This window comes from Sphingomonas sp. DBB INV C78, assembly GCF_042693015.1.
Taxonomy (GTDB): Bacteria; Pseudomonadota; Alphaproteobacteria; order Sphingomonadales; family Sphingomonadaceae; genus Sphingomonas_E.
Map to the genome: position 1 here is coordinate 3,452,764 of NZ_CP170544.1, position 15,582 is coordinate 3,468,345.

A 15,582-nucleotide genomic window follows, 5' to 3' on the forward strand; every position below is an offset into this window, starting at 1 on the left:
CCGAAAGAGGCGCAATGTTCGGTTAACCGTCCGGATTCAGCATGCGTTAGCCCTTCTTCGATATCGCGGTGCGCTAGGGCGCCTGTGGCGGCGCGGGACGGGGCAATCCTGATGGCGCAAACAGCCAAGAGCAGAGACAGCGGCCAGGACGTGAAGGCCGCAGTGGGGCACAAGCGGAGCTTTCTCGCAAAGCTGCGCGACGATGCATCGGGCAACGTCGCCGTGATCACCGCGGCCGCGATCATCCCCCTCGTCTGCCTGATCGGTTCCGGCGTCGACATCAGCCGCGCTTATGCTGCGCAGGCACGCATGCAGGTCGCCTGCGATGCCGCATCGCTCGCCGGCCGGCGCGCGATGCTCAACGGTGAAGTCGATCAGACGGTGCGGGACGAGGTCACCAAATTCTTCAACTTCAACTTCCCGCAAGGCAGCTTCCAGACAAAAGCGTTTACGCCCGCGACATCCAAGGGCGACAAGACATCCGTCGTGGTGACCGCGTCAACGACGATCCCGACCTCGATCATGAAGATCTTCGGTTTCGGATCGCTGCCGATCTCTGCGACGTGCAACGCGCGCCAGGACTTCGTCAACACCGACATCATCCTGGTGCTGGACACGACGGGCTCCATGACCAACACGGTCGACGATGGCGATCCGGCAGTCGCAGACCCGACCCGGATCGAAGCACTCCGATCGGCCGTGCTGGCGCTTTATGACGAACTGAGGCCAGTCCAGACCCAACTGGAAGCGGCCGGCCTGCGCCTGCGCTACAGCATCGTTCCCTATTCGAGCAACGTGAACGTCGGCAAAGTCGTTCAGGCCGTAAATTCCAGCTACATCATATCGGACAACGCCGATTATCAGTCCCGCAAGCCTTATTATTCCAAGACGGAAACGGGGCTGACGCAAACGACGTGCACCGGCCGTGGCGGGACGCCTGCCCCCACCTGGAACAAGACATCGGGCAGCGGCGTCAATCCGGCAACGGGCACCTGCGTCTCCAACAGCGCCTCTTCCTCCTATGGCAGCTTCGGCGGCTGGAATTACCAGCAGGCCAATTTCGACGTGTCGAGCTTCGTCACGGCCACGTCGAGCACGCAGGTCGCCACACCTTCGCGCCATCCGACGACGGGCACCGAGAAATCCTATTGGCGCGGCTGTATCGAGGAACGGCAGACCGTCAGTTCGATCGTTGCCAGTTCTGGCTACACCATTCCGGCCGCCGCCTACGATCTGAAGATCGATATGGTCCCGACGAGCGACCGCACCACCAAGTGGAAGCCGTTCTGGCCGGAGGTCAATTATCTGCGCAACGGCACCTATCAGCCGACCAGAAGCGCGGACAGTGCGTATGTCGCCTGCCCGACCGAAGCCAAGAGGCTGCAGCCCTGGACGCGCGACGACCTCAATGCCTATCTCAACTCGCTCGTCGCGGTAGGCGGCACCTATCATGACATCGGCATGATCTGGGGCGCGCGGATGCTATCGCGCACCGGCATATTTTCGGCAGACAATCCCGAGAATTTCAAGAATATGCCGGTCAGCCGCTTCGTCATCTACATGACGGACGGCGCGATAGCGCCCAACACGGACACCTACACCGCCTATGGCGTGGAAACCTATGACCAAAGGGTCACCGGCTCTTCCTCCGCGCCCAACCAGCTTGAACGCCACAAACAGCGCTTCCTGATGGCGTGCAATGCGACCAAGGGAATGAATGTGTCGATCTGGGTGATCGCTTTCGACTCCACCCTGGACGATTCACTGAAGACCTGTGCCAGCAGCAGCTCGCAAGCCTCCACGTCGGCTAACAAGAAGCAGTTGATCGACAAGTTCGTGGAGATCGGCAAGAATATCGGCTCGTTGAGGTTGACCCAGTGATGCTGCGTCAATTCCGGGCGCGCCTGCGCGAGGATAGCCGCGGCGCTGCCGCCGTGGAGTTCGCGTTCGTCGCCTTGCCGCTGGTCGGCATCATCCTGGCGCTGTTCGATTTCGGCTATCGGCAATATTTGGGTTCCGTCATCGAAGGCACGCTTCACCGTGCGGCGCGGATGTCGGCGATCGGCAATCTTTCTGCCAACAAGGTCGACGAATATATCCAAAGTCAGCTTGTCGGTTTTTCGAAAAATGCGCCGATCGAAATCGAAAAGAAGAGCTATTACGAATATTCCGGCGTCGGCAAGCCGGAGAAGATCAAGCAGGATACCGACCCATTGGGTGTCTATAATGTCGGCGACTGCTATGAAGATGTGAACGGAAACGGCGTCTACGATACTGTCGCGGGCCGCACCGGCCTCGGCGGATCGGACGACGTCGTCTATTACAAGGTGACGGCGACCTATCATCAATTGATGCCGCTGGTGAAACTGTTCGGATTTTCGGGCGAGGAAAAGGTGACCCGGAGCACGGTGCTCCGCAACCAGCCTTATGCCGCGCAAACCATTCCAACGGTGAAATGCACATGAACCGCCAACGACCACGGAGCGGATGGCTGGGGCGCCTGCAGCACGACGAGAGCGGTATGGCGCTCACCGAGTTCGCGCTCTTCATGATCCCCACGCTTTTCCTCGGCCTCGCTGGCCTCGAAACCGTCAATTTCGTGATCGCCAACGTGCGCATCGGCCAGATCGCGATGGCGACCGCGGATAATGCCGCGCGTGTTCGCGACACGATCGACGAACATGACATCAACGAGATGTTCATCGGCGCGAAGCTGGCAGGCCAGGGTATCCATTTTGCCGACCAAGGCCGTATCATCCTGTCGAGCATCGAGCCACGGACGGTGGCGCCGCTGACGACGACCGTCGGCGGCAAGGAAGTGCCCAACCAGTGGATCCGCTGGCAGCGTTGCTATGGCATGAAGAACGTGGCCTCGGCCTATGGTGCGCCGCGCACCGCAGCCGACGCCGTCATCACCGACGGATCGGAGGCGTGGAAGCGCAGCGACCCGGCCCAGGCGTCCGCTGCGCCGAGCGACCAGGTAAAATCGGTTCCGATGATGGGCGCAACCGCGTCGCCGACGGGTATCGGCCCGAACGCCAACCGCATTGCTGCGCTGACCGGGACCGCCGTGCTGTTCGTCGAGGTCGTCTATGACTACAAGCCGATCTTCTGGAGCAGCCTGATCGGCGAACGGACAATCCGCGACACGATCGCCTTCAACGTCCGCCAGCGCGCGGACCAGGTGCTCAGGCCGGGCGGGCTCGCGGCAACATCCTGGTCTACCTGCAGCCGTCGCTACGTCTGAACGACGCGCGCACTCAGCGCGGCAGCACGCCACCCAGCATCGGCGCGCCGAAGCGGGCGAAGGCGTGGCTCTTGAGCTCGATCGGCTTTTCCAGCGTCTCGACGCGCTCGAACAGGCGCACATAGCCCGAATGCAGGATCCGCCATTCGCCGTCGCGGCGGACATAGCGATCTTGATAGAGCGCGGTGCCGTGGGTCATGCGGTTGGTGGCCATGTTCACCGCCCAATCGACCAGCGTCCAGCGTCCCTCCGCAGCATCGGCGTCATGGACCGTGATTTCGGGCATCAGCGCCAGATGCATGCCGACATATTGGTTGTTCTGCATCTGGCTGAGCATGAAGATGATCTCGTCTCGGTTGCCCGCTTCATAGAGGTAGGAGCCGCCTTCGTAGCGGATCGTCGCCTCGGGCACGAAGCAGCCGGCGAGGCCATCATTGTCGCCGCTGTCGAGCATCCGCATGTAGCGATGCTTGAGCTGCTTGATGAGCTCGATATCTTCCAGCCGCAGGGTCATGTACCTCTCCCATTGCGGTCGTCACGCTGAACTTGTTTCAGCATCCATTTCTCCGCACGCGCCACCTTCCCCTGTGGCACGATGAACCTTGAAACAAGCTCAGGGTGACGGGGAAACCAAATTCGTGGCCCTTTAGACGGCGTCAATCATCTCGCACAGCGTGGCGAGGCAATCTTCCGCCAGCCGCTTCGAGCGCGCCGGCGACCAGCCGAAATCGGCGTCCGGCAGATCGTCATTGTCCTTGAACGGCATTTCCAGCGTCATCGCAACGCCGCCGAAGCGGTTGGCGAGCTGGTTGGTCGACATGGACAGATTGGCCTTGCCGGGCGCCGCCGTCTCATAGCCATGGCGCGTCTGGAAATCGGGTGTGCGGGCGGCCAGCGTGTCGCGGAAGCGGCGGTAGAGTTCGCCCTGCCGGTCCGTCCAGTTGGGGATGCCTTCGAAGCCGGCGATGAAGACATGGGGGATTGCCTCGTCACCATGGACGTCCATGGCGAAGTTCACGCCGGTTTCTGCCATGCGCGCGAGCGTGTGATAGACCTCGGGGCTGCGATCGAGCGAGGGTTCATGCCATTCGCGGTTGAGGTTCACACCCACCGCATTGGTGCGAAGATGACCTCGCCTTGAACCATCGGGGTTCATGTTCGGAACGATATGGAAGGTTGCAGCCTTGCGGAGCGCACGGGCGACGCTGTCCTCGGCGTCGGTCAGCCGTTCGAGTGCACCTTCCATCCACCATTCGGCCATCGTCTCGCCGGGATGCTGGCGGGCATAGAGCCACACCTGCTTCGGCCCGTCGCCGATGGTGAGGCAATCCAGTTCCTGCCCATCAAGCGTGCGGCCGAGCGAGGCGTGGGTGACACCAGGCCGGCTGGCGATGCGCGCCACCAGATCGTGATGCCGCTCCATCGAATAAGGCGCGAAATAAGCGAACCAGGCATTGTTGGTCGCCGGGCGGTGGCGGATCGTCAGGACGCCATCGGCATAATTGGTGTCGGCGTGGCGCCAGCTTTCGCGATCTTCGGACACGCGCGCATGATAGTTCGGCCAGCCGCCAGGGTAGGCCGAGCCGGCGGCGTTGCGGATGCGCAGCGTCACTTCGCGGCCCGCAGCCCCCGTCAAACGGAAGTGGAACCATTGATAGAAGTCGGATTCATGGTCGCGGGCGATCTCCAGATCGAAGGCGTCACCATCCTGCCCGAGGACAATGATATTGCCGCTGTCGAATGCTGCCGAAATGCCCAAAGCCATGTCCACGCCCACTTCTGCTACTTCACCGTCACAACTTGCCCGGACTGGCCCGGGAAATCCTTGAACAGAGCCGTCGCCAGTCGCCGTATCGTCGCCGATGGTGCGGCATAGGGCGTGCCCGACCGCGCCTCACTGCGCGCACGGCCCTCCCATACCATCGTGCCTTCGGAGCGCCGCTTGATCTGAACCGAGAGCTCGGTCAACACCCAGTCGCGCGATTTCGAGCCGCCGATGGGAAAACTGATCGATCCGCCGACCCCGACTCCGCCGCCATAGCTGCCGCTGCCGCCACCGACCCCGACCGACATGCCCGAGCCGCCGCCATCATAATCCTGGCGGGTCTGTTCGCGAACATCGACGACCGCCACCAGTTCCGACCGGGCGATGCCGGGCGCCAGCTTGAAGCCGAGCCGGGCGAGCTCGGCGCTGACGGCTTCGGCCTGATCGCGGAATTCCAGGCTGCTGGCCTGCGCTGCGTTGAGCGGCTCGACCACGATCTCCCCGCGGGCGAGCGGCTGGCCGAGGTGGAAGCGCGTGACCTGCGTGGAAGGCACCGACGATGCGCACCCCGCGACGAAGAGTGCCGAGCCCAAAATTGCGAGGTGGCGAAGCGACATGGCGAAGGTTCCTGTTCCTATCCGGACATCACATGGACGTGGATCGAAACGCTTGTCCAACGTCTTTTGCTGCATGGTCCCGCACAAGCTTGACTCAAGGGCGACCGTTGAATAGGGGAGCGCCTCGCTTTTCCAGATTGACGATATAGATAAGGCAGGCGTTCGAGCCATGAAGATCCGCAATTCGCTTAAATCGCTCAAGGGGCGTCATCGCGACAATCGCGTGATCCGTCGTCGTGGCCGCACCTACGTCATCAACAAGACGAACCGTCGCTTCAAGGCGCGCCAGGGCTGAGCAATCCGCTCCGGGCCGTCGTCGCGGAGCGACCCAAAGCGGTCGTCTTTGACGTCGGCCATGTCCTGTTCGACTGGCATCCCCGCAACCTCTACGCCCGCCTGATCCCCGATCCGGCGGCGCTGGAGGATTTTCTTGCGCGCGTCGTCACCTTCGAATGGCACAGCCAGCATGATGCCGGGCGGCCGTTTGCCGAGACCAGCGCGGAGCTTGCCGCGCTCTACCCCGAACATGTCCAACTGATCGCCGAATATGGTCCGCGATTCGGCGAGACCATTCCCGGCCCGATTCCCGGCAGCATCGAAATCGTCGAAGCGCTGGACGATGCCGGCGTGCCGCTGTTCGCGATCACCAATTTTTCCGCTGAATTCTGGGCGCCGTTCCGCGTCGAGAACGCCGCCATCTTCGATCGCTTCCGTGATATCCTCGTTTCCGGCGAGGAGAGGATGGTGAAGCCCGATCCCGAAATCTTCGATCTGGCGATGCGCCGATTCGGGATGGGGGCCGGAGAAGCTTTGTTCATCGACGATCGCGCCGACAATGTTGCCGCCGGTGAAGATGCGGGGCTGATCGGCCATATCTTCCGCGATGCGCCAACCCTGCGCGCCGATCTCGTGGCGCGGGGATTGCTGAAGGATTGAGCGATGGCGGGCGATCCTTCGATCTCGCCCGCTTCCTTGCTGCACAGGACGGCATTTACGAGACCGCGCTGGCCGAACTGGAAGCCGGGGCGAAGCGCAGCCACTAGATGTGGTTCATCTTTCCCCAGATCGCAGGGCTGGGTTTCAGCCCGATGGCGCAGCGTCATGCGATCCAGTCGCTGGCGGAGGCACGCGCCTATCTCGCCCATCCGGTGCTGGGCGATCGGCTGCGCGCCTGTGTGCGGGCGCTGCTCGGTCATCATGGCAGGGATGCCGAGGCGATCATGGGCGGGATCGATGCCATCAAGCTCCGTTCTTCACTGACCCTGTTCGATGCGGTGGCCGATGATCCGGCCGCTGAGCCTTTCGCGGAGGCGCTTGCCACCTTTTATGACGGTGAGCGCGACGAGCGAACTTTGGCGCTGATCACCTGACCCTTTCGATCAGCGCCATGGCCGCGGCGGGGTTGCGGACCTTCGCGCCGCTGATGAAGAAGATGTAAGCGTCGCGCCCGTCGGCCGCGGGGCCGCGGGGCGCGGCATAGTCCAGTCCTTGCGGCTGATGCCCGCCCGCCCAGCTTTTCGCGACATCGGCCCAATGATCGAGCGCTGCGCCCGCATAGCCGGTGGGCTCGCCCTCCTCGCTCTGCTGGAGGCGGGCGTAGACGAAATCGGCGGTGAGATCGGCAATGCCGGGATATTCGGCATGGTCGGCAAAGACGATGGCGACGCGGTGGTCGCGGGCGAGATCGACGAAGCCCGGTTCGACGAAGCTTTCGTGCCGCACCTCGATCGCATGGCGGAGCGGCCGATCCCCCAGCCTGGGTGGGAGCAGCTTCAGGAACGCCGCAAAATCCTCCCGGTCATATTTCTTGGTCGCCATGAACTGCCACAGGATCGGGCCCAGCTTGTCGCCCAGCCGGTCCATGCCCTGCCCCAAAAACTTCGCGATCGAATCCCCCGCCTCGGCCAGCACGCGGCGATTGGTGCAGAAGCGCGATGCCTTGACGGCGAAGACGAAGCCGTCGGGCACCGCATCCGCCCATTTCTGCCAGCTTTCGGGCTTCTGCGTGCTGTAATAGGTCGAATTGATCTCGATCGCGGTCAACTTGCCGGCCGCGAAGGCCAGTTCCTTCGCCTGGGCCAATTTCTCCGGATAGAAAGTGCCGCGCCACGGTTCGAAGTTCCAGCCGCCGATGCCGATATGGATGCGGCCCGCGCTCAAAGCTTCGCCCCGTCGAATTGCCGGACGGAAAGCGCGTCGAGATCGACATTTTCGACGCAGCGCAGATTGACCGCGCGGACCGGCTTGCCATCGGGGCCGACCCCCTTGGCATAGGGCTCGCACCCGCAGGTCTGGCAGAATTGATGTTCAATGACGTGGCGGTTGAAGAAATAGCTCTGGAGCGCGGCTTCGCCCTTGGTCAGCGTGAATTGCTCCACGGGATAGAAAGCGAGCAGGAAGCCCTTTCGGCGGCAATGCGAGCAGTTGCAGTTTATCACCTCGGCGGGCGGATCGGCATCGACCGTGAAGGTCACTGCACCGCAATGGCAGCTTCCGTTGAGCATCACCCTCTCCCCTCATCCTCGTCGACCAGCGCAGGGTGCGCTGGAGCAGATCGTCGGTCACTTCCATCGCCAGCAACGGTTCGCGCGGGGCATCGGCAATGGCATCAACGAAGGCCGCGCGCGTGGCGGGCTCGTCATAGACCATCTTCGCGTCGAACGCGCGGCGCCAGGTCGCTTCGTCGGGCCATTCGGCCACGCCGACGAAGCGTCCGTCCGCGGTGCGGTGCAGGCGCGAACCATAGCTGCCGTAGATGATGTTGATGAGTTCCGTCCCGCGCCGCCAGGCCGCACGGAACTGATCCTCCTTGCCGGGGTGCACGCGCCACCAATAGACCGCGACGAACATGGGCTTCCTCCTTCGCGGAGAGATACGCACGACAGGATAGCGGGTTCATCGTCAGGGCGCATGGCTTTGCCGCACGGCCCTCTGACGAAGTTGAGGAAGTTGAGGTCTCTGTGCGCTTTTGCCCTGTCTGCCCCCGAAACGCGCCCGCGACGCGACAGATTGGGCCGGTAAGGCGACAGGTTGGCGACACCAGAGCGACACGCACGCGCCAGTGACGCGTCACCCGCGCGCCAGCCGAGCGACTGCGGGGCGACGGTCGCGCGAAGGAGAAGCGTCCTATGGTCTGAAGTGTCTGTTCATCCGACAGAATGGATCAGATGAAATCCAAATAGGACAGCGGAAAAGGGAGGGGAGGAATTCAGCCAGTCACCCGCGACACGCGCTTTCGAGTGCGGCGATGCCGCGCATGCTGCGATCAGTCGGTGGCTTCCACCCGATCCAGGATGATGGAGATGCGCCGATTTTGCGAGCGGCCGGCGTCGGTATCGTTAGACGCGATCGGCTGGTCCATACCCATGCCTTGCGCTTCCAGCTGATCCTTGTTCACACCCCGCCCGACCAACAGTTCGACAACCGCCTGCGCGCGTTCGAGCGACAGCCTGCGATTCTCCTCCGCCGTGCCGACATTATCGGTATGGCCAACGATCTTGGCCTTGGCGTTGGGGTAGGCGCTGAGCAACTGGGCCAGGGTCGCCAGCCGGGCTTCGGCTTCGGGTTGGGGCTTTGCAGACCAGGGCGCGAATTCCGAACCGCCGAGAATGAAACTGCGCGAGCTGACATCTTCCGAGGCCAGGTAATTCGCAATTTCGAAACCCGGCGATCCGCGTGCGGCCAAGATGGTCGCACCATTGGGCAAGCCGATAACATCCAGCTGCGGCGCGCTTTCTTCTGTTTTGGCGGCCGCCTCTTCACGCTCGGCACCGCAGGCATTCAGGCCCAGCGCGCCGATAGGGACAAGCATGATGAAGGCACATCTGGCAACGAACTGCATCGCGCTTGTCTCCTGAATCCACCGGGCCGGGTCCGGCTATATCAACCTCCTTTGCCAGTGATCCGATAAAATCACGTCATCGGAGGATTTTCCGTCCGTCCGATATGGCCGCCATCATCCCCGATGCGCGGCTTCGAGTGCGGCGATGTCGGGCTTAATCTGGGAGAGCATCTCCGTCATCACCCGCTGCGACCGCGCCGGATCGGGATCGGACAGCAGCTTTGCCAGCATGCTCGGCACGATCTGCCACGATACGCCGTAGCGATCCTTGAGCCAGCCGCATTGCTCGGTCGATCCGCCGGCGGACAGGCCATCCCACAGATGATCGACCTCCGCCTGATCCTTGCAATCGATCTGGAGCGAGATGGCATGGGTATATTCGAACTTCATGCCGCCATTGAGCGCCGTGAAGCGGCCGCCGCCGAGGATGAATTCGACAAGCAGCACCGTCCCCGCCTTGCCGCCGGGCGCGTCGACGGGATTGCGCTGGACGTGGAGGATGCGCGAATCCGGCACCAGCGAGACATAGAAATTGGCCGCTTCCTCGGCTTCGCTCTCATACCAGAGGCAGGGGGTGATCTTGGACATGAGCTTCTCCTGATCCGAAGCCGCGCGAAATCATGGCGGCCAACCCAAGGACGCACGAGACATGGGTGACCCGACACTGGAGCGCGAATTTTGTTCCATAGAGCGTGTAGCAAATTCAGGGTGCCGGGGATGGTGATGGTTCGATGGCCGGTCATCGGTGTTTTGCGACCAAAACCGGACTGTCGGGACGCGACGACATTGCGGTCGCCGTCGACGATACGAACTCCCCTCGTCACCCCGGACTTGTTCCGGGGTCCACCGTGCGGCACTCATTGATGTCGATGATCGAGCGACGGCCTTGCGTCTACATCCTCGCCAGCGCCTTTAACGGAACGCTGTATATCGGCGTAACCTCCGATCTCCTTCGCCGTGTCGCCCAGCATCGTGAAGGCATGTTTGACGGCTTCACCAAGCGACATGGCATAAAATGCCTGGTCTATTGGGAGGCGGCAGGCACGATGGAGGCTGCGATCCCGCGCGAGAAGCAGATCAAGCGCTGGCGACGGGACTGGAAACGTAATCTGATCGAGCGGGACAATCAGTCATGGCTTGATCTGGCGGTGTCGTTCGGGCTGGAACCCCTGGCCGCGTCGCCCGCGTGACGGTGGACCCCGGAACAAGTCCGGGGTGACGAAGAGCGGATGTCCACTCCCCCCGACTCTGCGGTCCTTCCGCCCCTTCATTCTATCGCCTGAGAGCAGATGGTCACCGGCTCCGGATTTTGTTCACGCGGCCAAGGGTGCGGCGAGCCGCCATTTGCCACCGGCAAGGGCGACCGCCATAGTCGTGGCAAACAGGGGGCGCGATGACGCAGGGGTGGCGGATATTGCTGGGGCTGGCCGCGGGGCTGGCGGTCGGCATTGGCCTAGCGGCGACGCACGCCCCGTTCGGCGAGGATGTCGCATCAGTGGCGGCGACGGTGGGCGGGCTGTGGCTCGACGCGCTCAAGATGACGATCGTGCCTTTGGTGTTTGCGCTGGTGGTGAGCGGGGTGGTTTCGACCGCGAGCGCGGCGACGGCAGGCGGGATCGCCGCACGGTCGATCGGGCTGTTCCTGGTGCTGTTGACGGCGGGGACCGCGATCAGCGCGATTGCGACACCGGCGCTGCTGGCGGCCATACCGGCGCCCGCCGGATCGGCCGAGGCGCTGCGCCACGCGATCACCGGCGCGGCCGCCGAAGCCCTGCCCCCTGCCCCATCGGCCGGCGCGATGTTGCGATCGATCATCCCGACCAATCCGATCGCTGCGGCCGCCGAGAGCGCGATGCTGCCGCTGGTCGTGTTCGCCTTGTTCTTCGGCTTTGCCGCATCGCGATTGCCCGATGCGCGGCGCAGCCATATCGACGGCCTGTTCATGGCCATAGCGGAGATCATGCTGATCATGGTCGGCTGGGTGCTGTGGGCGGCGCCCGCCGGCGCCTTCGCGCTGGCGCTAGCGGTGGCGGCGCGGACCGGCATGGCCGCGGTCGGCGCCTTCGCCCATTATATCCTGATCATATCGGCGATCTGCGTGCTGATCGGCCTGTGCGCTTACCCGCTGGCCGCGATCGGGGCGCGGGTACCGATCGGCCGCTTCGCCCGCGCGGCGGCGCCGGTGCAAGGGATCGCGGTGAGCACGCAATCCTCACTCGCCTCACTGCCGGCGACGATCGCGGCGGCGCGCAACCAGCTCGGCCTGCCGGACCGGATCACCGGTGTGACCTTGCCGCTGGCGGCATCGCTCTATCGTTCGACGAGCCCCGCCGCCAATCTGGCAGTGGCGATCTATATCGCGTCGATCATGGGGATCGCGCTGACACCCGCGACGATCGCCGCGGGCGGCGCGGTGGCGATCGCGGTGTCGCTCGGCGGGGTGAGCGTGGCGAGCCAGGTGACGTTCGTCGCCCTCATCGCGCCGATCTGCATCGCGATGGGCGTGCCGATCGAGCTGCTGGCGCTGCTGATCGCGGTCGAGACGATTCCCGACATCTTCCGCACCGCCAGCAACGTCACGATGAACCTGGCCGCCGCTACGCTGGTCGACCGGATGACGCCGGGAGATCGGCCCCAAACCTAGGGTATCGCGGTGCCCATATACTCCATCGCGGCGCGGCGCTTGGGGGTTTCGGACAAGGGCTGGCCGGCATATTCGCGCATGCCCCAGGCACCAAATTGGCTGATCGGTCCCGTCGAGTTGAACAGCACCATGGTGCCGCCGACCTGCTTCTTCCACGCCTGCAGATATTGCTTGTAGAGGCCGTACATGCGCTGATCGCGGTTGATGCTCATCACCATCGGCACGTCGGCCGAATTCACGACATGCTGACCGCCTTCATAAGCGAGGATGCGCTTGCCGTAACGGTCGGCGACCGCCTTGTTCTGCACGGCCTTGGCAATCGTCGCGTCGACGTCGGTTCCCAGATAGCCGAAGATGTTGGCGAGATCGGTGATCGTCGCCCGCGTGCCGCCGAAGGTGCCGCCACCGAAATAGGGTGCGGTCGCCAGGGCGTCGACATATTGCGCAGTATCGCCATATTTCAGGATCTGTTCGGCCACCCACGGATTGGCGTTCTGGCTTGAAACCACGCGCACCAGCCGCGACGGGTCCGCCTTGAACACGTCGGTCCAGATCTTCTGCATCCACGCCGTTTTCTGCGAGTAACGGTACATCGCGGCGTCGCCGGGCGACGTCGAAAGGCCCATCTCCAGCCCTTCGTCGCGCGCCTGCAGCGTCACCGGGAAGCCCCAGTTCCACACCTCGTTCGACAGCTCGACATAGACTTTGCGATCGGCCGCGAGATTATCGCGGACATAGATGGCGAAGCGGCGGATGAAGTCCTCGTCCGCATTCCACGGCATCGAGAACCACGGCGACGCGCCGGTCTGGTTGGCGAGCGCCACCATATATTCGACCGAGGCACCGAGCTTGCCCGCCTGGTTCTGCGCCTTCGGCGTCACCCGCGTCGCCCACGTCACCGGTGCGTTGGCGTTGATGTTCTGCCAATCCATGAAGCGCAGAATCTCATAGCCCTGCAATTGCTGCAGGAAATCCGCCGAGAACAAGGCGGTCGCCGACACGCTCTTTTCGCGGCAATCGATCTGGCGGATCGGATCGGCCGTATCCGTCTGGGTGAGCGACACCCACACCGACTTGGCCTTGGGCGATCCTGACGGCGCCCAATCGAATTCGAAACTGTTGGCGCCCTGCACCGTGCCGCTGGCCGAACCGCCCGGCGCCAGCGTGCCCTTGCCGGCCCAGGTGCAGCGGATGCGGACCGGGCTCGACCCCATCGACGCTTCCGGCGGGACCAGCAGCATGAAGGCCAGCTCGCCCGATTCAAGCGATGTGACATTGCCGTCGACGTCCAGCCGGGCCGGATCGAAGTTGGTCGATCCCGCAACGCCCTTCCGCTGGCTGCCCCAGCCTGCACCCTGCGCGAGGTTCATCAGCGCGCGATCCTGCATGTAATAATTGGGCGCGGACAGATTGACGCCGAGACCCGAGATCGTCGTGGGCGGCGTCGGCTTGGGATCCGCAGGCGCCGGATCGGGATCGGGATCGGGCGCGGGATCAGGCGCGGGGGCGGGATCGGCGACCGGAGGGGTCGTCGTTGCGCCATCGCTGCTGCCTCCACCGCAGGCTGCGAGCAGGAGGCACGTCGTCACTATGGCGGCGTTGTCAGCCAGCCGCCGCCATGCCCCCCGCGGGACAGGGCGAAAAACCAGATTATACATAATAAGCTACACGACTCCCCGCATGCACCAGGATGGGCACGCCTGGTCGCAATGACCTGCGACTGATGCGGGACGAGTGGTTATTTTCGATTTAACGATAAATACGTAAACCTACGTAAGTGCGGTGAAGCAGCGCATTTCGGCGATATTCTGCCGTTTTCCTGCGGTGTGCTGCGGAACGCTGCCATGGCGCTCCGCATTTGCCGCATCGGACCATAAGCGGCCGGATAAAGGATCGTTAACCACGCCGGCGTAACCCGTCGGTCATGAGCGGCACGAACAATCTGCAATGGTGGTCGCGCCGCAGCGCCTTGCTGATCTTCGTGATCGCGGCAGCCTTGCCACTGCTCTGGCCATCGCTTCCGCCGCTTACCGACCTGCCCGGCCATATCGCCCGCTACAAGGTCGCGCTCGACCTCGATCACTCTCCCTATCTTGCGCGCTATTTCGATTATCACTGGGCGCTGGTGGGCAATCTGGGCGTCGACCTGCTGGCGGTGCCGCTTGCGCGGATCATCGGTCTGGAGCCGGCGGTCAGGCTGATCGTGACCGCCATACCGCCGTTTACGGTTGCCGGCATGCTGTGGATCGCGCGCGAAATCCATGGCCGCGTGCCGCCGACGGCGTTGTTCGCGCTGCCACTGGCTTATGCCTTTCCCTTCCAGTTCGGCTTCGTGAACTTCACGCTGTCGATCGCGCTGATGTTTTTGGGCGTCGGATTGTGGCTGCACCTGAGCGATCCCGGCCGCGCACGCCGGCGCGCCCTGATCTTCGTCCCCATCAGCTTCGCGATCTTCCTGGCCCACAGCATCGCCTGGGGCATGTTCGGGCTCGCCATCTTCGCCATCGAAACCATGACGGCCCGACAGCGCGGACGCGGCTGGCTTGAGGCCGCATGGCTCGGCATGCTCGCCTGCCTGCCGCTGGCGCCACCACTGCTGCTGATGGCCGACTGGTGGGCCAACCGCACGACCGATGCCTTCAGCGGCAACTGGCGCCTAAGCGTGAAGATCGGGCATCTTCTCAGCATCCTGAGAAACAGCTCCCAGATTTTCGACATGCTGAGCGCCGGTCTGCTCTACATCCTGCTCTGGCACGGCATCCGCCCGCTGGGGCTGCGCTTCGATCCGCGCCTCGGCCTTGCTGGTCTGCTGCTGTTCCTGGCCTTTCTCGCCCTTCCCGGCATGCTGATGGGTGCGGCTTATGCCGATATGCGGCTGGCACCCTATGCAATCGCGATCAGCATCCTCGCTCTGGCGCCGGTATCGGACGATCCGAAATGGTCCAGGATCATCGCGATCGGCGGCCTGCTATTCTGTGCGACCAGGCTCGGCGTGCAGACATGGACCTACTGGAAGCTGGATCGCGGCTATCAGGCGCAGCTGGCGGCGATCGAGCATATCCCGATGGGGGCACGCGTCTTCGCGATGGCAGGCGCACCCTGTTCCAGCGTGTGGAACGCGCCGCGGATGGATCAGCTCGGCCAGATGGCGGTCGTGCGCCGCGAAGCCTTCGTCAACGGGCAATGGCCGATGCCCGGCGGCCGCCTGCTCAGCGTGACCCACAGCGCGGCGGCGGGCTTCGCGATCGACCCCACCGAACTGCTCCAGCCCGCAAGATGCCGCCAAACCGAAAGCTATTCGCTTGCGCATGTCGTGGCCAAGCTGCCGCGGCCCGCCTTCGATTATCTATGGCTGATCAACGTGCCCCCGGATGCCCGACCGCACGATCCCGGCCTGGTGCCGGCATGGCAAGGCGAAGGCGGCGCGCTCTATCGAATCCGGCACTGATCGGCGACGGTGGCGGAAAA

Annotated in this window: 16 protein-coding genes and 2 pseudogenes; 9 read left to right on the forward strand and 9 right to left on the reverse strand. The window is 63.5% G+C overall.

Annotation, left to right across the window (positions count from 1 at the left end):
* The first annotated feature begins 111 nt into the window (after window positions 1–111).
* Genes ACFB49_RS16165 through ACFB49_RS16175 form a run of 3 tightly spaced genes read left to right on the forward strand, consistent with a single transcriptional unit; the run spans window position 112 to window position 3,247 of the window.
* On the forward strand, window positions 112–1,881 hold the full coding sequence (locus tag ACFB49_RS16165; RefSeq protein ID WP_380872286.1) for a pilus assembly protein: 1,770 nt from the start codon (window positions 112–114) through the stop codon (window positions 1,879–1,881).
* Complete coding sequence (locus ACFB49_RS16170) at window positions 1,881–2,465, forward strand: TadE/TadG family type IV pilus assembly protein (protein WP_380872287.1); 585 nt, start codon at window positions 1,881–1,883, stop codon at window positions 2,463–2,465. The genes ACFB49_RS16165 and ACFB49_RS16170 overlap by 1 nt, the downstream gene beginning before the upstream one ends.
* A complete protein-coding gene (locus tag ACFB49_RS16175) occupies window positions 2,462–3,247 on the forward strand; it encodes a TadE/TadG family type IV pilus assembly protein (protein ID WP_380872288.1) in 786 nt (261 codons plus the stop codon). Before ACFB49_RS16170 ends, ACFB49_RS16175 begins: the two co-directional genes overlap by 4 nt.
* A gap of 13 nt (window positions 3,248–3,260) precedes the next feature.
* On the opposite strand, the gene ACFB49_RS16180 is transcribed toward ACFB49_RS16175, so the two are convergent.
* The 3 genes from ACFB49_RS16180 to ACFB49_RS16190 all read right to left on the reverse strand — a co-directional run bounded on the left by ACFB49_RS16180 (window position 3,261) and on the right by ACFB49_RS16190 (window position 5,629).
* Window positions 3,261–3,761, reverse strand: coding sequence for a nuclear transport factor 2 family protein (locus ACFB49_RS16180; protein ID WP_380872289.1), 501 nt, complete (start codon window positions 3,759–3,761; stop codon window positions 3,261–3,263).
* A gap of 132 nt (window positions 3,762–3,893) precedes the next feature.
* A complete protein-coding gene (locus tag ACFB49_RS16185) occupies window positions 3,894–5,012 on the reverse strand; it encodes a M14-type cytosolic carboxypeptidase (protein ID WP_380872290.1) in 1,119 nt (372 codons plus the stop codon).
* A 17-nt stretch (window positions 5,013–5,029) separates the two neighbouring features.
* Window positions 5,030–5,629: a DUF4136 domain-containing protein gene (locus ACFB49_RS16190; RefSeq protein ID WP_380872291.1), complete on the reverse strand. Its 600-nt coding sequence runs from the start codon at window positions 5,627–5,629 to the stop codon at window positions 5,030–5,032.
* A gap of 169 nt (window positions 5,630–5,798) precedes the next feature.
* On the opposite strand from ACFB49_RS16190, the gene ykgO reads away from it, so the two are divergent.
* The 3 genes and pseudogenes from ykgO (at window position 5,799) to ACFB49_RS16205 (ending at window position 6,999) form a co-directional block, all read left to right on the forward strand.
* Complete coding sequence (gene ykgO / locus ACFB49_RS16195) at window positions 5,799–5,924, forward strand: type B 50S ribosomal protein L36 (RefSeq protein WP_004210176.1); 126 nt, start codon at window positions 5,799–5,801, stop codon at window positions 5,922–5,924.
* A gap of 65 nt (window positions 5,925–5,989) precedes the next feature.
* Window positions 5,990–6,565, forward strand: a complete 576-nt coding sequence (locus ACFB49_RS16200) for an HAD-IA family hydrolase (protein ID WP_380880002.1) — start codon at window positions 5,990–5,992, stop codon at window positions 6,563–6,565.
* Window positions 6,562–6,999, forward strand: a pseudogene (locus ACFB49_RS16205) (DUF1810 domain-containing protein). Before ACFB49_RS16200 ends, ACFB49_RS16205 begins: the two are co-directional and overlap by 4 nt.
* On the opposite strand, the gene ACFB49_RS16210 reads toward ACFB49_RS16205, so the two are convergent.
* The 5 genes and pseudogenes from ACFB49_RS16210 to ACFB49_RS16230 form a co-directional block, all read right to left on the reverse strand.
* A complete protein-coding gene (locus ACFB49_RS16210; RefSeq protein ID WP_380872292.1) occupies window positions 6,992–7,789 on the reverse strand; it encodes a DUF72 domain-containing protein in 798 nt (265 codons plus the stop codon). The pseudogene ACFB49_RS16205 and the gene ACFB49_RS16210 overlap by 8 nt on opposite strands.
* Window positions 7,786–8,133 (reverse strand): GFA family protein, encoded by a 348-nt coding sequence (locus tag ACFB49_RS16215; RefSeq protein WP_380872293.1) that lies wholly within the window; start codon window positions 8,131–8,133, stop codon window positions 7,786–7,788. Before ACFB49_RS16215 ends, ACFB49_RS16210 begins: the two co-directional genes overlap by 4 nt.
* Window positions 8,134–8,170: 37 nt before the next feature.
* Window positions 8,171–8,479: pseudogene (locus tag ACFB49_RS16220) on the reverse strand (antibiotic biosynthesis monooxygenase family protein); the annotation flags it as partial.
* Window positions 8,480–8,894: 415 nt separating this feature from the next.
* Entirely contained in the window at window positions 8,895–9,470 is a 576-nt protein-coding gene (locus ACFB49_RS16225; protein WP_380872295.1) for an OmpA family protein, read from the reverse strand.
* Window positions 9,471–9,584: 114 nt separating this feature from the next.
* The gene (locus ACFB49_RS16230) at window positions 9,585–10,058 is read right to left on the reverse strand and encodes a VOC family protein (protein WP_380872296.1); all 474 of its coding nucleotides are present in this window, start codon (window positions 10,056–10,058) and stop codon (window positions 9,585–9,587) included.
* Window positions 10,059–10,339: 281 nt separating this feature from the next.
* On the opposite strand from ACFB49_RS16230, the gene ACFB49_RS16235 reads away from it, so the two are divergent.
* Together ACFB49_RS16235 and ACFB49_RS16240 are read left to right on the forward strand one after the other, a co-directional pair.
* Window positions 10,340–10,660: a GIY-YIG nuclease family protein gene (locus ACFB49_RS16235; RefSeq protein ID WP_380880004.1), complete on the forward strand. Its 321-nt coding sequence runs from the start codon at window positions 10,340–10,342 to the stop codon at window positions 10,658–10,660.
* Window positions 10,661–10,863: 203 nt separating this feature from the next.
* On the forward strand, window positions 10,864–12,114 hold the full coding sequence (locus ACFB49_RS16240; protein ID WP_380872297.1) for a dicarboxylate/amino acid:cation symporter: 1,251 nt from the start codon (window positions 10,864–10,866) through the stop codon (window positions 12,112–12,114).
* On the opposite strand, the gene ACFB49_RS16245 is transcribed toward ACFB49_RS16240, so the two are convergent.
* On the reverse strand, window positions 12,111–13,703 hold the full coding sequence (locus ACFB49_RS16245; RefSeq protein WP_380872298.1) for a hypothetical protein: 1,593 nt from the start codon (window positions 13,701–13,703) through the stop codon (window positions 12,111–12,113). The two genes, ACFB49_RS16240 and ACFB49_RS16245, sit on opposite strands and share 4 nt — an antisense overlap.
* Before the next feature lie 335 nt (window positions 13,704–14,038).
* Between ACFB49_RS16245 and ACFB49_RS16250 the strand changes: the two genes are divergently transcribed.
* Window positions 14,039–15,562, forward strand: coding sequence for a hypothetical protein (locus tag ACFB49_RS16250; RefSeq protein WP_380872299.1), 1,524 nt, complete (start codon window positions 14,039–14,041; stop codon window positions 15,560–15,562).
* Window positions 15,563–15,582 lie beyond the last annotated feature (20 nt).

Coding starts and splice junctions, on each gene's coding strand:
- ACFB49_RS16165 (WP_380872286.1), top strand. CDS start 112: ATGGCGCAAACAGCCAAGAGCAGAGACAGCGGCCAGGACGTGAAGGCC.
- ACFB49_RS16170 (WP_380872287.1), top strand. CDS start 1,881: ATGCTGCGTCAATTCCGGGCGCGCCTGCGCGAGGATAGCCGCGGCGCT.
- ACFB49_RS16175 (WP_380872288.1), top strand. CDS start 2,462: ATGAACCGCCAACGACCACGGAGCGGATGGCTGGGGCGCCTGCAGCAC.
- ACFB49_RS16180 (WP_380872289.1), bottom strand. CDS start 3,761: ATGACCCTGCGGCTGGAAGATATCGAGCTCATCAAGCAGCTCAAGCAT.
- ACFB49_RS16185 (WP_380872290.1), bottom strand. CDS start 5,012: ATGGCTTTGGGCATTTCGGCAGCATTCGACAGCGGCAATATCATTGTC.
- ACFB49_RS16190 (WP_380872291.1), bottom strand. CDS start 5,629: ATGTCGCTTCGCCACCTCGCAATTTTGGGCTCGGCACTCTTCGTCGCG.
- ykgO (WP_004210176.1), top strand. CDS start 5,799: ATGAAGATCCGCAATTCGCTTAAATCGCTCAAGGGGCGTCATCGCGAC.
- ACFB49_RS16215 (WP_380872293.1), bottom strand. CDS start 8,133: ATGCTCAACGGAAGCTGCCATTGCGGTGCAGTGACCTTCACGGTCGAT.
- ACFB49_RS16225 (WP_380872295.1), bottom strand. CDS start 9,470: ATGCAGTTCGTTGCCAGATGTGCCTTCATCATGCTTGTCCCTATCGGC.
- ACFB49_RS16230 (WP_380872296.1), bottom strand. CDS start 10,058: ATGTCCAAGATCACCCCCTGCCTCTGGTATGAGAGCGAAGCCGAGGAA.
- ACFB49_RS16235 (WP_380880004.1), top strand. CDS start 10,340: ATGATCGAGCGACGGCCTTGCGTCTACATCCTCGCCAGCGCCTTTAAC.
- ACFB49_RS16240 (WP_380872297.1), top strand. CDS start 10,864: ATGACGCAGGGGTGGCGGATATTGCTGGGGCTGGCCGCGGGGCTGGCG.
- ACFB49_RS16250 (WP_380872299.1), top strand. CDS start 14,039: ATGAGCGGCACGAACAATCTGCAATGGTGGTCGCGCCGCAGCGCCTTG.